The sequence below is a fragment of the Cellulomonas sp. McL0617 genome (genome assembly GCF_049994875.1).
In the GTDB taxonomy this organism is placed as follows: domain Bacteria; phylum Actinomycetota; class Actinomycetes; order Actinomycetales; family Cellulomonadaceae; genus Cellulomonas.
The window spans coordinates 2,173,452-2,188,539 of the sequence record NZ_CP188256.1 but is presented as its reverse complement, the minus strand read 5'-3'; the positions used below and the strand labels follow the sequence as shown (position 1 = coordinate 2,188,539).

The following is a 15,088-nucleotide window of genomic DNA, read 5'->3' as shown; positions in this document are numbered from 1 at the left end:
CGCACCCCGCGCCGTGTCGGCCGTACGCGAGCCTCGGGCGCGGTCGGGCCGTGAGCGATGAGAGCCCAGCCGTTTGCTGCCACCAGCTCGGGGTGCTCGCCCGTGCCGGACCGGAGAGCGCGATGAGCGGCGTCCGTGAGGACGCGGTCGGTGTCGCGCGGCCGACCGTCCCCCCAGCCACCGCGGCAACGGCGATGGCGGCCCTGTCGTTGCTCGTCGTGTCGTTCGCGCGCTGGGGACCGGACTGGCCCGCGCAGGAGTTCCGCGCCGAGCTGGCGCGGTCGAGCGCGTTCCTGGTGTGGAACGACAACTGGTACGCCGGGCACGCCCTGCCGGGCTACTCCGTGCTGTACCCGTTGCTCGCGCACGAGCTCGGCGCCGCAGGTACCGGGGTCGTCGCCACCGTCCTCGCGGCTGTCGTGGCCCCCCGGCTCCTCCGCGTCGGTGTCGCGCCGGCACGGCGCGGACTGTTCGAGGCGGCGGTCGTCGCCATGCTCACCGTGGCGCTGGTCATCGGCCAGATCCCGTTCCTCCTCGGCGTCGCCTTCGGCGTCTCGGCCGTCGTCGCCGTGCGGAGCGTCCCCGGGCGCCTGGGCTGGGGCCTGGCGGCCGCGCTGTCCCTGGCCTGCTCGCTCGCCAGCCCGTTGGCGGGCGCGCTGCTGCTGCTCGTCGCGGCGGGCCTGAGCGCCGACAGGTCGTGGCGTCGGCTGACGGCCCTGATCCCGGCGGTCGGCGGCGTCGCCGTCGCGGTGGCCGTGGGGGGAGCGGGCGGCCCGATGCCGTTCCCCTGGATCTCTCTCGTGTGCGTCCTGGCGTTCTGTGCCGTCGTGTGGGCCGTCGTCCCGGTGCAGATGGTCGCCCTGCGTGCGTTCACGGTGCGCTTCGTGCCGCTCTATGCCGTGGCGGCGGTGGCGTGCTTCGTCATCCCGAACCCGGTGGGCGGCAACATCGCCCGCCTCAGCCAGGTCATGGCGCTGCCGGCTGCCGCGGCCGTGGCGTCGCGACACACGCCCCGCCGGCTCGTCGGATCGCTGGTCGTGCTCGGGCTCGCCGTCGCGTGGACCGCGCAGCCCGCAGAGGGCTCGGTCTTCGGCGAGCGCCCCGCGTCCGGTCTGGCCTCGTACTACTCGGGCCTGATGTCGTATCTCGCCACGCAGCCGAGCACCGGCCGTCTGGAGATCCCGTTCACCCGCGGCCACTGGGAGGTCAGCTATGTCGCGCCGGACTACCCGCTGGCGCGCGGGTGGGAACGCCAGACCGACCTCGCCGACAACGCGGTCCTGTACGACACGCTGACGTCCACCAGGTACGCGCGGTGGTTGCGGGACAACGCGGTCAGCCTGGTGGCGCTGCCGGACGTCCCGCTCGACACGGGCGGCCTGGCCGAGGCCGCGATCCTCAAGCACCCGCCGGCGTACCTGCACCTCGTCTGGCAGGACGCCCACTGGAAGGTCTGGTCGGTGGAGGGCACACCGCCGCTGGCCACGGGCGCGGGGCACCTGATCCACCTGGGCACGCAGGAGTTCACGCTGGACGTGACCCGACCCGGGTCGACGCTGGTCCGGATCCACGCCAGCAGGCTCTGGAAGGTGGTGAGCGGCGACGCCTGCATCGAGGAGACTCGGTCAGGTTGGCTGACCGTGCGCGTCGACCGTCCGCAGGTCGTGGTCGCCGCCGCCAGCCTCGACGCGCTCCTCCCCGGCACGAACGTGGAGGAGTGCGGGGACTGACCCCCGCCGCAGGGCGAACAACCGGGCGACCGCCCAGCCCATCAGGACCACCAGCAGCGCGTTCCGCAGGGTCAGGGCGACGGCGGGCAGCAGGTCCCCGTCGACGAGGTGCGAGTACATGGTCGGGAAGACGAGCGTCGTCAGCCCCGCGATCACCAGCAGCACCGTGGCCGGGACGCGCCATCCGAACGGACCCTGCCGGATGCCGACGGCGACGATCGGTCCGATCCACAGCACGTACTGCGGCGACCCCACCTTGTTGAACACGAAGAGCGCGGTCACCAGGGCGAGCGCCCCCAGCAGCACCAGCTCCGGCGACGGGCCGACGCCGCGGAGCACCCAGACGATGAGCGCGAGGACGAGCGCGAGCGCGATCGGCATCGCGATGCCCATCAGGGTCACCGCGACACCGTCTCCCGGCCCGTGGACCTCCTCGGTGCTCAGGACGGTGTTGTTCCACACGTAGGTGTTCGAGGCGCCCAGGGCTTCCATCCACACCCACGGCGTCGTCACGGGCGCCTCGAGCTGCAGCCCCCGATCGGCCTGCGTGCCCAGGAAGCCCGTGAGATGGCTCATCCCGCCGAGCGAGGCGACGGCCACGACGACCCCGGTCGAGACAGCCACGGCTGCGCCGAGCACCGGCCACCGCCGTCGGTGCGCCGTGACGACGGCCAGGACGACCGCTGCCGGCCACACCTTGATCCACGCTGCCACGCTCAGCAGCACCCCGGCGACCACCGGACGTCGGGCCACCAGCAGGAGGCCGACGACGACGAGCGGCGCCGTGATCCCTTCGAGCCGCAGCAGATCGACGGGGTACACGAGGAGGAGGAACGCCATCCACCACCAGGCCGCCCGGTAGCCCGTGCTCGAACCGCCGCGCACGAGCACGAAGGTTGCCAGAGCGTTCAGTGCGGTGACCATGGCGAACCAGACCAGCTGGAAGAAGAACGGCCCGGCGACGGCGGCGGCGAGGATGGGCGCGAGCGCGCCGACCGGGTAGACGCCCGGAACGGAGAGACCCGGCCACTGCCCGTGGTGCAGGCCCCCGAGGGCCCACGACCGGTACAACCCCAGGTCGCCGTCGACGCCCCCGCCCAGGATGGCCGGTGCGAGCGTGACCAGGAAGAACGCGTGCAGGGCGACGAACCCGGCCAGCACGCTGCGGCGTCGCGCCCACCACGGAGCGGGGGCCGGCGTCACCTGCCCCACGTCGTCGATCTCGACAGACTCGTCCACAGCACTCACGAATGGAACCCCCACCACGTCAGGTGCAGATCAAGGATGCGCCGGCTATCGAGCCGCAAGCGAACCGTAGCCCAGCACGCTGTGGTCGGCTGGTCGATCGACGACGTCAAGGCGCCAGGCGGGCCTCGATGACGTCCCAAGCGCCACCGGCCACGATCAGTCGGCCCTCAGTGAAGCCCGCGGACGTGAGCAGGGCCCGGTACTCGGCGGCGGTCCGCTCCCTGGCGCCGAACATCACCAGCATGTGCAGGTCGAGCAGATGGAGGTCACGCTGCGCCTCCGGCAGGCGGCCCGGGGCGTCGAGGACGCGCTCCACGACCCAGAGCCGCGCGGCGGGCGTCATGGCGGACCCGATGGTCTGCAGGACCCGGACGGCGTCCCGGTCGGCCCAGTCGTGCAGGACGTTCGCCACGGTGTACACGTCGCCCCCGGTCGGGACCGACTCGAAGAAGTCAGCGGCCGTGCCGACCGCCACGTCCGCGAGTCCGGACCGGGCGAGGAACGCCCCTGCCGCGTGGGCGACCTCCGGTCGGTCGGCCACGACGCCGCGCAGCCCGGGGACCGCGGCCAGCACCTCGGCCAGCATGGCACCCCGCCCACCACCCACGTCGACGACCGTGCCCACGCCCGAGAAGTCGCAGCCGGCGACGAGGACGGCCGCCTGCTCGGACCCGCGCCTCGCCATCGCTGCGTCGAAGATCGCGCCTTGCTCGGGGTGGGCGGCCAGGTACTGCCACGGCCCGATGCCGTTCACCGCTTCATAGACGGACCCACCAGCGCGGACGGCGTCGGCGAGCCGCTGCCAGCTGGCGATGTTGGGCGGCGACGTCTGCATGAGCAGCAGGTCCCGCAGGCCGCTGGGGTGCCCGCGTGCCAACGTCGCCCCGCGGGGCGTGGCGACCACGTGGTCCGCCGTGAGCTCGACCATCCCCAGGTCGGCAAGCGTCCGCAGCAGACGCCGCAGGTCGGCGGGGTCGCAGGAGGTCTCCGACGCCAGCGCGGCGACGCTGGTCCGGGCAGCCAGGTGATCGAGCACGCCCAGGTCGACGGCGGCCCGGAGCGCGAGCGTGACCCAGTGCCCGCGGATCATCCAGACGACGTCACCGACTGGGTCCTCCGCTGCCGCGGCCATGCTCCATGCTCCCGCACCCGGCGCCGGATGCACTTCCTGGTCGTACTCAGCAGGGAAGTGCATCGACTGCCGGCGTACCGGCTTGGGAAAGTTCGGCCAACGACCTCTTGTCTCTGACGCCGCGTCAGGTCCTAGCGTCTCGTGCATGGACACAGGCGACAGGGTGGGCGAGCTGGCGGCGGCGAGCGGGCTGACGGTCCGCACGCTGCACTACTACGAGCAGATCGGGCTGCTCACACCGTCGGGGCGAAGCGACGCCGGCCACCGGCTGTACGACGCCGCGGACGCCGAGCGGCTCTACCGGATCTGCCTCCTGCGCCGGCTCGGCATGGGGCTGGCAGAGGTTCAGCGGGCGCTCGACGACCCGGCGTGGGACCTGGCGTCGGCGATGCGTACCCACCTGGCCACCCTCGACGAGAGGATCGAGGCGACCGCGCGGCTGCGGTCGCGCGTCGCGGGAGCGCTCGCGTCGGACGGCACCGACCTGCTGGCCGTCGTCGAGGCGATGACCACGATGGAGCCCTCGGCCCAGCACCGGATCATGCTGCTGGTGTACACCGACATCGGCGCCGCACACGCCTGGTTGGTCCGGACGTTCGGTCTCGTACCGGGCGAGCTGACGCGCGACGGTGACGGGCAGGTCGTGCACGGCGAGGTGTACGCGGGCGACGGCGTCATCTGGATGCATCCGGAGCAGGTGTCGTACCGGCTGGCATCGCCCCGATCGCTCGGCGCCTCGACCGCGTCCGTCGCCGTCCTGGTGGACGACGTCGACGCCCACCACGCGCACTCGCTCGCGGCAGGCGCAACCGTGCAGGACGCCCCCGTCGACCGGGCGTACGGGTACCGCGTCTACAGCGCGTACGACCTCGAGGGACACCTGTGGTCGTTCATGAAAGCCCTCGACTGAGGCGTGAGCGCCCCGAGTCGATCACGGCGGCCACCAGCTGGGCGCTCGGGCCCACGAGCGCGGGCGTCGCGACCGTGCTCCGCGCGCAGCGCCGGTCATCGCAGAACCACGGACGCATGCACCACACGACCGCGGGGCGCGCCGGCGAAGGCGACGCCTCGCGGTCGGTGAGCCGGACCTCCATGCTCTTGTCGTTGCCGACGTGGCCGACAGTGGTCGTCACATCGCCGCGCGAGAGCAGCAGCATCCATGTTGACCGTTTGACGGTCGGTCCGTTCTGACCTTCGTGCGCACGCGGGTCAGCTGGTCACCGTCCCCTCGGGCGTTGCGACCGGGCCCGAGTGCTTCTTGACGTGGCCCCCGCCCTTCTGGGTCGAGCTGAACACCTGGGTGTCGTACGCCATGTGTCCCACCATGTTGGCAAAGGTCTTCGACATCCAGGTCAGCACCACAGGGTCGTTGTTGCTGAGGTTGTCGCACCACCGGAACGGGTTGTCCACGCATCCCCCGTCGGTGCCCGGAACGGTGCCCTCGAAGTTGCCCTCAAAGCCGCCGAAGAGGTCGACGTCCGACGCGAGCTTGCAGCAGTCCTGGCCGGTGAGGACACCACTCGCCGGGACCCCTGCGAGCTGGAAGCTCAGGGCATCCGTACCGTCTGCCGAGAACAGGATGTTGTTCTTCCCGATCGAGTTGAGGTAGTCGATCCCGTAGTCCCGCGCGATCGCCGACGGCGCCCAGATGCTCGGCGGCGTCGGAGTGCCGGGTTGGCGGTCGAACAGGCCGACCCCGTCCTTCGGGTCGATCACGCCGGCCACGTAGTTCGGTGTCGCCAGGACGTCCGCGTCGAGGTCGAACTTGATCTTGGCGAGCTCCTGGGCCGGCAGGGTGTTGACGTAGAAGTCAGAGCCGAGCAGGCCGAGCTCCTCGCCGCCGAACCAGATGAAGCGCAGCTTGTTGCGCGTGTTGGTGTTCTGCAGCTGTTGGGCGATGTCGAGGATCGCCGCCGAGCCCGAAGCGTTGTCGAGCATCCCGGCGCCGTAGATGGCATCGAGGTGGGCGTCGACGACCAGGATGTTGTTCGGGTCGCCGCCCTTGGAGTCGGCGATGACGTTCCAGTCGGAGCGGTTCGGGTCGTCGATGGCCTGGACGTTGATGGTCAGGACAGGGGCCGACTGCGCCAGGAGCTGGGTGCCCACCTCGTAGGACGTGAAGAGGACGGGGACGGTTTCCGTTCCCGCGAGGGTTCCCGAGAAGAGGCCGGTACGGCCTGGGTTTCCCTCGTTGAAGATGACGACGGCGGATGCGCCGGCGGCCTCGGCATTCGCGACCTTCTGGGCGAAGGTGCACGTGCCCCGCTGGATCAGGGCGATGTTCCCCGGCATGAACGTGGCGAAGTCAGCCGCCGTACAGCCGCTCGCCGAGCTGGGGGTGGGGGTGGCTGGCACGAAGATGCCCCCTGCAGCTTGGAGCGGCGCGTTCGCCGAACCGGCGACCGGTCCGGGGTTGAACTCCGTGCCCAGCCCGAAGTCGCGCGCCGTCGGCGACTCCTCCCGCATCACGGGGGTGCCGACGAAGCTGAAGTAGTGGAACTCGTACTCCTGCAGGGTGACGTCATAGCCCGCTGCGCTCATGACGGCGGCCACATAGTCGGCCGAGGCCTTGTAGCCGGGTTCGCCCGAGTTGCGAGACGGGTGGCCGTCGGCGCCGGGATTGGCGTCCGCGATCTGCTGGAACTTGACCATGTGCGCCCAGAGATCGGCCTGGGTGACGCAGTTGACGAGCTTTTGCGGGGTGTTGTTGACCCGGTGGGCGCATGCGGTGGGGTTGGCGTCCTTGGCCGGGCTCGTGGCACCGGCGCTGGACGCGGCCTCCGGCAGGCCCCAGGTCGCCATGACTGCGACGGCTGCGACCAGGGCGAGTCGCCCTGCCCGAAGTCGTCCGTGTACTGGGCTCATCGTTCGCTCCCTCGTGAGGGCGGATCTCGCCGGCGTCGTCGTCGACGAGCCTTCCGATGGTGCTGCGGTGCAGACTCCCGCATGCGATCAGAGCCGTTGAAGGCCGTGCCCTCGCGTCATGGTCCGGCGCTCCGCGGTGCGGGCCCTGTGCGGACTCTGTGATGCAACCGACCGTACCGAGCAGCGTGCTGTACGGCCACCGGACAAAGGCCGAGAGCTCACACGAGCAGCGTTCGCGATCTGGCCGCTCACCCCGGTTGCGGCTGTGTCCCCAGCCAGGTGACAGCGGTCAGGACTCCGGCTCCTCGGTGGGGTGGCGGCGGCCGAGTGCGTCGACGAGCAGGGTGACGCCGTAGTCGAACGCGCTGGTGACGTCCCCGCCGAGCTGGAACGCACCGGACAGCTCCATGGCCAGGAACCCGTTCGCCCACGCGGTCACGGTGCGCGCCGCGTCGAGGGCGTGGGCGTCGCCGACCAGGGCCGTCGTCGCCCGCAGCACCGGGGCCACCGACGCGACCAGGACGTCGTGAGCCGGTCGCGAGGCGGGCGGTAGCGGCCCGAAGGCCATGGCGTGACCGGCGGGGTAGGTGTGCGCGAACTCGCGGAAGGCCCTGGCCAGCGCCGGCAGCGCTTGCGCTTCGGGCTGTCCCGCGGTGGCGTCCTGCACCTCCCCGAGCCGCTCGCCGAGCTCGCGCAGAGTGGCCTCGACGACGAGCCCCACCAGCTCGTCGCGCCCCTCGACGCGCTTGTAGAGGGACGGCGCACGTACCCCGACCTGCTCGGCGACCGCCTGCATGGTCAACCCCGCGGCGCCCTTCCGCTCAAGGATCGCGCGGGCTGCCACGACGATCGCCGGCAGGTTGGTCCGATCCGGTGCAGGCATGTCGCGCTCCTCATGGCTATTGACATTAACCATCGTGGCTACATAGCGTAGCCATCACACCACATCGGACGGAGACAACCATGCGGCTCGCTCCCGGCTTGCACCGAGTCGGCAACGACATCGTCGCCTGCTACCTCGTCGTCACCGACGATGGCATGACGCTCGTCGACGCCGGCCTCCCCGGGCACTGGAACGACCTCGAGGCCGAGTTGGCCTCGCTCGGGCGGTCGCTCGACGACATCCGCGGCATCGTCCTCACGCACGGAGACGCCGACCACATCGGGTTCGCCGAACGGTTGCGGGTGCGGAACGGCATCCCTGTCTACGTCGGTCGCGCCGACGCGGCACGCGCTCGCGGCACGGAGAAGACGTCGCCGGCCTGGGGCCGGTTCCGTCTCGGTGCCACGCTCGGTTTCCTCGCCTACGGGATGCGCAAGGGCGCCGCCAAGACACACCACCTGACCGAGGTCGTCGAGGTGGACGACGGCGACGTCCTCGACCTGCCGGGGTCCCCGCGTGTGCTGGCGCTGCCCGGACACTCGCCGGGGAGCATCGCCATCCACGTGCCCGCCGTCGACGCGGTCTTCGTCGGCGACGGCCTGACCACGCGGCACGTCCTCACCGGCGCGACCGGACCCGCCCCCGCACCGTTCACCGACGACACCGCCGAGGCTCTGCACTCGCTCGACAACGTCGCGGAGCTCGAGGCCCGGTGGGTGCTCCCCGGCCACGGGGCGCCGTGGGACGGCGGCGCGGCGGAGGCCGTCCGTCGGGTGCGCGCGGCAGCGACCACGTCCTGACGCCTTGTGGGGCCGGGCCCGAGCTCTCGTAGCTCACCCCATCCGCACCCGGTCGACGGGACCCAGGCGAGTGCCGATCCGGGCCGGGTGAACCGTCGAGCTACTCGCGATCGCGCCCGCGTGGCCCGATGTATCGCCCGGCTCCGTACGCGAGCGCGCACAGACCGCCGACGAGGCCAACGATGCGGACGAGACCCGGACCGGCGACAACGCCCACGAGGACGGCCACGACGCCCACCACGATCCACGCGGGCATCGTCCTGCCGCGCTTCCGGGGCGAGGGTGAGTCAGTGGTCACGCGGTGATCGTCGCACCGGCCGCCTCACCAACTGCGCGGACTCGCCGAGCACTGAGGTCTGCCCGACGTGTCGCCGCAGTGCAACACGTGTCGTCCGGACACGACCACGCACCTCCACGACCACGTTGAGCCTCAGCCATGGTTCCGGTGGTGCGACGATCTGAATCTGAGCACCGAGGCGTCCATCACGGCCCGACGAAGGAGCGGCGATGAGCAGTCAGTCGTTGAGCGAGATCCGCATGCGGGACCCGTTCATCCTGGAGGTCGGTTCCGGTGGCTACGTGCTGTACGGGACGACGGACACGAATCTGTGGGGCGGGCCGGCCACGGGCTTCGACTGCTTCACCAGCGACGACCTCGCGACATGGGAGGGTCCGATCCCTGCTTTCCGGCTGCCCGCCGAGTTCTGGGCCGACACCCAGTTCTGGGCCCCCGAGGTCGTAGCTCGCGGTGGGCGGTACTTCATGTTCGCCACATTGGCTAGCACGGCTCCGGAGGCTGGTCCTCGAGCGATCCAGGTCCTTGTCGCCGACGAACCGATCGGGCCGTTCGTCCCGTGGAGCGACGGGCCCGTGACGCCGCGAGACGTCCCCTGTCTCGACGGGACCCTGTTCATCGACGAGGACGCGACACCCTGGCTGGTCTACAGCCGCGGCGCCGAAGGCGTCGCCGGAGGCGAGCCTGGGATCGCCGACGGCGAGATGTACGCTCTCCGGCTCTCCGACGACCTCAGGGCCTCCGCCGGCACGCCGATCCTCTTGTTCCAGGCGTCGGACGCACCCTGGAGCAAGCCGCTCTGGTTCCCCGAGGGCGTCGAACCGCCGGAACAGCTCAACCTGGCCAAGGACCCGCTCTTCACCGACGGCCCGTACCTGATCCGCTCGGAGAACGGGTCGCTGCTGATGATCTGGTCGAGCTTCGGTGAGGAGGGCTACGCCATCGGGGTCGCGCTGTCGACGACCGGGCAGGTCGCCGGGCCGTGGATCCAACGGGACGAACCGCTCTGGGCACGCAACGGCGGCCACGGGATGATCTTCACCGACCCGCAGGGTGCCGAGCGACTGGTCTTCCACTGGCCGAACGAGACTCCCGACGAACGGGTCAAGCTCGTGAACGTCGACGTCGCGGACGACGGGATCCGACTCCTGGACGACACGGGAAGCGGAGTGTCGGACTCCTGGCGAGAGCAACCCTGAGAGGCGGCAGGTGGTGACCGCCGAATGGTATGACCCGGTCGCCGCGGGTGCTGGCACCGCCGGTGCTTCCGCGGCGATCACCGCGGCCGAGCGTGGCGCGCGCGTTCGGACCAGGACGTCGCAATCGCGCAAGAACGCGGACTGCCGGTCTACCAGGCGTCGAGGAGATCCCCGGGGCTCGTCAGCGAGCCGGTGCCGAACGGATCGGGTGCGGACACCGTCGCCGTCAGGTGACCGGCGGGCAGCGCCGTCCAGGTTCCGTTCAGGTCCCGGCGAGCTCCGCCAGCCGGTTGATCGACGCGCGGATCAGTTCGCGTTGGGTCGAGAGCCGGTGCGCCTCGAGCTCGGGGATGTCGACGTGGACGTCGATGTCGGTCTCCTCGTCGTCGGCCCTCAGCTCCCAGCGGAAGACCAGGTCGGACACGAGGCAGGAGATGGTGACCCGGCCCGGTGCCGGGGTGGCGTCGAGGCGCTGGTCCATGGGGAAGTCGGGATAGTTCTCGGGCCACATCGTGTAGACGTCGGAAGGCCCGGTCCGCACGGTCTCCACGCCGCTCCACCACTCCGGGAAGCGGGACGGGTCGTGCAGGAGCTTCCACACCTCCTCGACCGGGGCGGCGGCGTGGGCGGTCAGCGCGAACGACGGCATCTCGGTCACACCGGCTGGGGGCTCGGGGCGGCGATCGTCAGCCGCAGGTCGTCGATCCGGGCGAGCTCGCGGGCGGGCTCGACGAGGCCGATCACGGGCGGTCGGCCGAGGTCCACCAGGCTCGAGAGGTAGACGTCCCCGTCGGCCGGTCCGCTCGTGTCCAGCACTCGCGACCAGGCGTCGGCCGACTCGTCCAGGCGCCTCGTCGCCAGGGCCTCGTCGCCGCGCGCCAGCGCGATCAGGGCCTGGACGAACGCGATGCGGGGGACCAGCGCCCACGGCTGGTCCGCGGGACGCACGGGTTCGACGACCGCGGCGCGGAGCTGCTCGGCCGCCTCGGTCGGACGGCCGTCGAGCGCGAGGGCCTCGGCGCGGCGGAGGGCGGCGCCCGGTCGGCTCACCGGAGCCCGCAGGGCGAGCGCCTGGGCCAGGAGCTCGGCGGCCTCGGCGTGCCTGCCGGCCGCGAGTGCGACCAGTCCGGCGTCGTGTGCGGCCGTCGCGCTGAGTGCCGGGTCGTCGAGCCGGTCGGCGAGGTCCTGCTGACGTCGGACGGTGGCGAGGGCCTCCTCGTGTCGACCCAGCCTGGCGAGGATCTGCGCCCGAGCGGCCAGGCTGCCCAGGAGGACCGAGGGCACCGTGCGGGTCGCCTCCACGGCCCGGTCGGCCAGTGCGAGAGCTCGTTCGTGATCGCCCATGCAGGTCAGCGCGCAGGCCGCGTTGGTGAGCAGGGCGAACGCGCGGTCCGGCGACCGAGACGACCCCGCATAGGGTGCCGCCGTCAGCGCGACGTCGACCGCGTCCGCGAACCGTCCGGCCCTGATCAGACCCAGCATCCGGATCTCCGCGATGTCCGACGCCCGCAAAGAATCCTGCGGGGTGGGGCTGAGGCTCTCGGCGCCCGCCAGCAGCCCCTCGAAGTCAGCGCCGGAGCCTGCGACGGCCTCTCCCCACGCGAGGCCGATGAGGACGTCCGCACGCACCCGCGACTCGCCGTCCTGGGGGAGGAGACCGAGGGCCGACCGGTACGCGAGCCGGGACCTCTCGGGGTTGCAGACCACCGAGCGGAACTGCCGTCCGCGTCTGCACCACGCCGCCGGCAGCTGGTCCTCGGGCAGGAGCGCCAGCGCCTTCGACCAGGCTGCCTCCGTGTCCGCGTGGCGTCCCGCCCACGCGTCGATCTCCTCGAGCTCGAGCCACAGCGCTCCGTCGTCGGGGGTCAGCGCGGCGGCGGCAACGAGGAACTCCCGTGCCTCGTCGAGGGCTCCCACCGCCCGCGCCGCTGCCGCTGCCGCTGCCCAGGAGCGCGCCGCGTCGAGCTCCCGGCCGGCCGACGCCAGGTGACGGGCCACGTCCGCGTGGCGCGTCGGATCCAGGGAGCTCGCGATGCGGTCGTGCAGGCGCGTGGTGTTCCGGACCTCGGCGTAGACCGCGTCGCGCAGCAGGTCGTGACGGAATCCGAGGCGCGCCCCGCGCCGGACCAGGAGCCCCTCGGCCGTCGCCGCATCCTCCGCCTCCGCGATCTCGGGGACCTCGAGGCGGTCGAGCTCGGCAGGCGACAGCGGCTGACCGGCGACCGCGAGCAACTGGGCGAGCTGCGTCGCGTTCGGTGGTAGCCGGCCCAGGGACGCGCGGACGCCGATCCGCAGGTTGGCCGGCGGTCCCTCGCCCCCGGCGACGACGGCGCGGGCCGACTCGACGGCCAGCAGCGGGTTGCCCTCCGCGGCGGCGACGACGCGGTCGAGGACGTCGTGTCCGAGCGGGTGCAGCGAGCTCACGAGCGCTGCGACGGCGCGCTCCTCGAGCGGTTCGAGCGCGTACGACTCGACCGGGACTCCTCGGCCGGCCAGGTCCGCGATCATGGCGTCCGCCTCGGCGCTGGGGGCTCCGTCGCGGATCGTCAGGACCAGGAGCAGCGGAAGCCTGGCGATGTGTCGTCCGATGTGGCCGGTCAGCTTCATGCTCGTCCGGTCGACCCGGTGGGCGTCGTCGAGCGCGATCATGGTGGGCCGGTCGGCGCACGACCACTCCACGAGGCGGAGCACCGACTCGAACACCCGCAGTCGCTCGAGCTCCGGCGCGGTGACCGACGGCGGCAGCCCGGGGTGGCCGAGGCGTGTCCCCAGGCCGTCGGACAGCCGGTTGAGCTCGACGGGCCAGGTCGCCTGCGCGGGGACGGGCTGGGCTGTCGCCACCAGCCCCTGGCAGACCTCGAGCCAGGCGGCGAACGGCGTCTGGACCGGCGCGTCGACGCCGAGGGCGACGCTGGACCGTCCGCCGGAGGCCTCCACGCGATGCGCAAGCTCGGCCAGCAGGCTGGACTTGCCGATGCCGGCCTCTCCGGTGATCACGGCCACGCGCCCGCCGCCGCGCGACGCGGACCGCCACGTCGCCGTGAGCCGCGCCACCTCGTCGGCTCGCCCGTACAACCTCGGTCGTGGGGACTCGTGAACGCCTGCGTCAGCGGCCGCGTGCGCTGCGCGCGTCGCGGGCGAGGGTCGCACGCCCAGCTCCGAGCTCAGTCGTTCGCTGAACTCCCGGGACGCCAGGAGCGCGGTGGCGCGGTCGCCCGCGAGGAGCAGCCGTCGGATCAGCAGCCGGTGCGCCCCCTCGTCGTACGGAGCCAGGCGGCAGACACGTTCCGAGAGCCGCACGGCGGCCGCGAGGTCGCCCTCGACCTCGGCGGTCTCGGCCTCCTCGACGAGCCGCGACACGATCGATCGCTCCCGCTCCTCGCGCGCGGTCACCACCCACTCGTCGTCCAGGCCCGGCAGGAGCTCGCCCTCCGCCGCCGGGTCGTCGGTCGCGTCGACCCACGTGCCGTCGACGAGCGCGACCGTCGACCGTGTCGCCTCGACCGCCGGCTCGCCCCACGTCCGATGGGTCGCCCAGATCGCCGTCCGCAGGTTCGCCCGGGCCCGCTCCGGGTCGGTCGTGGGCCACAGCAGGGCCGCGACATCGGTCCGCCGACGGGGTCCCGGGTGCAGTGCCAACCAGCCGATCAGTGCCCGCGCGCGCTCGCTCGTCGGCATCCCGAGCGGGACGTCGTCCCTCGCGGCCGCCATCGGGCCGAGGATCCAGAGCCGCAGCACGAAATTCAGCGTAGCCCCGCGTCCGGAGCCGTTGACGGGCCTTTGACGGAGCTCCGACGGCGCCGCCCGAGTCTGGTCACATCTCCTTCCGAAAGGACACGACCATGGTTCAGACCCTTCCTCTCGTCAGGCGCCGCGAGGTCGACCCGGCGAGGCTCGACGCGTTCCTCGGCCAGATGATCGGCGACCTCGGTGCCACCGTCAGCGCCGCCCTCGTCGTCATCGGCGACCGGCTCGGGCTCTATCGCGCCCTGCGCGGCGGCGAGCCGGTGACCACAGACGAGCTCGCCGCACGCACGGGCACCGCCGCGGTCTACCTCGCCCCGTGGCTCGCGAACCAGGCCGCCGGTGGCTACGTGGTGTACGACCCGGCCACCCGGACCTGGTCGATGACGCCCGAGCAGGAGGCGGCCCTTGCCGACCCGGACAGCCCGGCCTTCTTCCCGGGCAGCATGGAGCTCGCGCTCGGTGTCTTGCGGGACGTGTCCGCGATCGAGGACCGGTTCCGCACCGGGGCCGGCTTCGGGTGGCACGAGCACGACGACGGCCTGTTCTCCGGGACGGAGCGGTTCTTCCGGCCCGGTTACGTCGCCAACCTGACCGGCACCTGGCTCCCCGCCCTCGACGGAGTCGTCGACAGGCTGCGCAGTGGCGCGGAGGTCGTCGACGTCGGCTGCGGCCACGGCGCCTCCACGACCCTCATGGCCGAAGCGTTCCCCGAGTCGCGGTTCCTGGGGCTGGACTACCACGAGCCCTCGATCCGGACGGCACGAGTGCGGGCCGAGGAGGCCGGCGTCGCCGGCCGGACCCGGTTCGAGGTCGCCGACGCCACCGAGCTGCCGCCCGGGCGCGCTGCCCTGGTGACGATGTTCGACTGCCTGCACGACATGGGCGACCCGCACGCCGCAGCACGCGCCGCGCTGCGCGCCCTCTCCGACGACGGCACCCTCATGGTCGTCGAACCGATGGCCGGGGACCACATCGAGGACAACCTGCACCCGCTGGGCCGGGTGTTCTACGGCGCCTCGACCCTGGTCTGCACGCCCTCGTCCCTCGCCCAGCCCGGTGGGCGAGCCCTCGGTGCGCAGGCCGGTCCTGCCGCGCTCACCGCGGTCCTGCGCGACGCCGGCTTCACGCGCGTCCGCGTCGCGATCACCTCACCCGTCAACCTCATCATCGAAGCCCGACCCTGAAGGAG

12 protein-coding genes are annotated in these 15,088 nt (G+C 72.1%); 5 read left to right on the top strand and 7 right to left on the bottom strand.

Going from position 1 to position 15,088, the window contains the following annotated elements; genetic code table 11:
- The first annotated feature begins 122 nt into the window (after positions 1-122).
- A complete protein-coding gene (locus ACPPVS_RS09940; RefSeq protein ID WP_426592109.1) occupies positions 123-1,730 on the top strand; it encodes a hypothetical protein in 1,608 nt (535 codons plus the stop codon).
- Here ACPPVS_RS09940 and ACPPVS_RS09935 read toward each other — a convergent pair.
- Positions 1,626-2,978 carry a hypothetical protein gene (locus ACPPVS_RS09935; protein ID WP_426592108.1) on the bottom strand — a complete coding sequence of 451 codons (1,353 nt, stop codon included), beginning with the start codon at positions 2,976-2,978 and terminating at the stop codon, positions 1,626-1,628. The two genes, ACPPVS_RS09940 and ACPPVS_RS09935, sit on opposite strands and share 105 nt — an antisense overlap.
- Positions 2,979-3,084: 106 nt before the next feature.
- Positions 3,085-4,110 (bottom strand): methyltransferase, encoded by a 1,026-nt coding sequence (locus ACPPVS_RS09930; RefSeq protein ID WP_426592107.1) that lies wholly within the window; start codon positions 4,108-4,110, stop codon positions 3,085-3,087.
- Positions 4,111-4,255: 145 nt separating this feature from the next.
- On the opposite strand from ACPPVS_RS09930, the gene ACPPVS_RS09925 reads away from it, so the two are divergent.
- Entirely contained in the window at positions 4,256-5,020 is a 765-nt protein-coding gene (locus ACPPVS_RS09925) for a MerR family transcriptional regulator (protein ID WP_426592106.1), read from the top strand.
- On the opposite strand, the gene ACPPVS_RS09920 is transcribed toward ACPPVS_RS09925, so the two are convergent.
- The 3 genes from ACPPVS_RS09920 to ACPPVS_RS09910 form a co-directional block, all read right to left on the bottom strand.
- Positions 5,001-5,267 carry a hypothetical protein gene (locus ACPPVS_RS09920; protein WP_426592105.1) on the bottom strand — a complete coding sequence of 89 codons (267 nt, stop codon included), beginning with the start codon at positions 5,265-5,267 and terminating at the stop codon, positions 5,001-5,003. The genes ACPPVS_RS09925 and ACPPVS_RS09920 overlap by 20 nt on opposite strands.
- A gap of 52 nt (positions 5,268-5,319) precedes the next feature.
- Positions 5,320-6,975, bottom strand: a complete 1,656-nt coding sequence (locus ACPPVS_RS09915; RefSeq protein WP_426592104.1) for a M28 family peptidase — start codon at positions 6,973-6,975, stop codon at positions 5,320-5,322.
- 289 nt (positions 6,976-7,264) lie between these two features.
- The gene (locus tag ACPPVS_RS09910) at positions 7,265-7,858 is read right to left on the bottom strand and encodes a TetR/AcrR family transcriptional regulator (protein ID WP_426592103.1); all 594 of its coding nucleotides are present in this window, start codon (positions 7,856-7,858) and stop codon (positions 7,265-7,267) included.
- Between the two features lie 80 nt (positions 7,859-7,938).
- Here ACPPVS_RS09910 and ACPPVS_RS09905 point away from each other — a divergent pair, with 80 nt between their 5' ends.
- Both ACPPVS_RS09905 and ACPPVS_RS09900 read left to right on the top strand, forming a co-directional pair.
- The gene (locus ACPPVS_RS09905) at positions 7,939-8,658 is read left to right on the top strand and encodes an MBL fold metallo-hydrolase (protein ID WP_426592102.1); all 720 of its coding nucleotides are present in this window, start codon (positions 7,939-7,941) and stop codon (positions 8,656-8,658) included.
- A gap of 507 nt (positions 8,659-9,165) precedes the next feature.
- On the top strand, positions 9,166-10,152 hold the full coding sequence (locus ACPPVS_RS09900) for a glycoside hydrolase family 43 protein (protein WP_426592101.1): 987 nt from the start codon (positions 9,166-9,168) through the stop codon (positions 10,150-10,152).
- A gap of 262 nt (positions 10,153-10,414) precedes the next feature.
- Here ACPPVS_RS09900 and ACPPVS_RS09895 read toward each other — a convergent pair whose 3' ends face one another.
- Entirely contained in the window at positions 10,415-10,801 is a 387-nt protein-coding gene (locus ACPPVS_RS09895; RefSeq protein WP_426595940.1) for an SRPBCC family protein, read from the bottom strand.
- A gap of 5 nt (positions 10,802-10,806) precedes the next feature.
- Positions 10,807-13,890 carry an ATP-binding protein gene (locus ACPPVS_RS09890; protein ID WP_426592100.1) on the bottom strand — a complete coding sequence of 1,028 codons (3,084 nt, stop codon included), beginning with the start codon at positions 13,888-13,890 and terminating at the stop codon, positions 10,807-10,809.
- 104 nt (positions 13,891-13,994) lie between these two features.
- On the opposite strand from ACPPVS_RS09890, the gene ACPPVS_RS09885 reads away from it, so the two are divergent.
- Positions 13,995-15,083: a class I SAM-dependent methyltransferase gene (locus ACPPVS_RS09885; protein ID WP_426592099.1), complete on the top strand. Its 1,089-nt coding sequence runs from the start codon at positions 13,995-13,997 to the stop codon at positions 15,081-15,083.
- Positions 15,084-15,088: the final 5 nt, after the last annotated feature.

Excerpts from the sequence above, each read along its gene's own strand:
- ACPPVS_RS09940 (WP_426592109.1), top strand. The coding sequence starts at position 123 with ATGAGCGGCGTCCGTGAGGACGCGGTCGGTGTCGCGCGGCCGACCGTC.
- ACPPVS_RS09930 (WP_426592107.1), bottom strand. The coding sequence starts at position 4,110 with ATGGCCGCGGCAGCGGAGGACCCAGTCGGTGACGTCGTCTGGATGATC.
- ACPPVS_RS09925 (WP_426592106.1), top strand. The coding sequence starts at position 4,256 with ATGGACACAGGCGACAGGGTGGGCGAGCTGGCGGCGGCGAGCGGGCTG.
- ACPPVS_RS09920 (WP_426592105.1), bottom strand. The coding sequence starts at position 5,267 with ATGCTGCTGCTCTCGCGCGGCGATGTGACGACCACTGTCGGCCACGTC.
- ACPPVS_RS09915 (WP_426592104.1), bottom strand. The coding sequence starts at position 6,975 with ATGAGCCCAGTACACGGACGACTTCGGGCAGGGCGACTCGCCCTGGTC.
- ACPPVS_RS09910 (WP_426592103.1), bottom strand. The coding sequence starts at position 7,858 with ATGCCTGCACCGGATCGGACCAACCTGCCGGCGATCGTCGTGGCAGCC.
- ACPPVS_RS09905 (WP_426592102.1), top strand. The coding sequence starts at position 7,939 with ATGCGGCTCGCTCCCGGCTTGCACCGAGTCGGCAACGACATCGTCGCC.
- ACPPVS_RS09900 (WP_426592101.1), top strand. The coding sequence starts at position 9,166 with ATGAGCAGTCAGTCGTTGAGCGAGATCCGCATGCGGGACCCGTTCATC.
- ACPPVS_RS09895 (WP_426595940.1), bottom strand. The coding sequence starts at position 10,801 with ATGCCGTCGTTCGCGCTGACCGCCCACGCCGCCGCCCCGGTCGAGGAG.
- ACPPVS_RS09885 (WP_426592099.1), top strand. The coding sequence starts at position 13,995 with ATGGTTCAGACCCTTCCTCTCGTCAGGCGCCGCGAGGTCGACCCGGCG.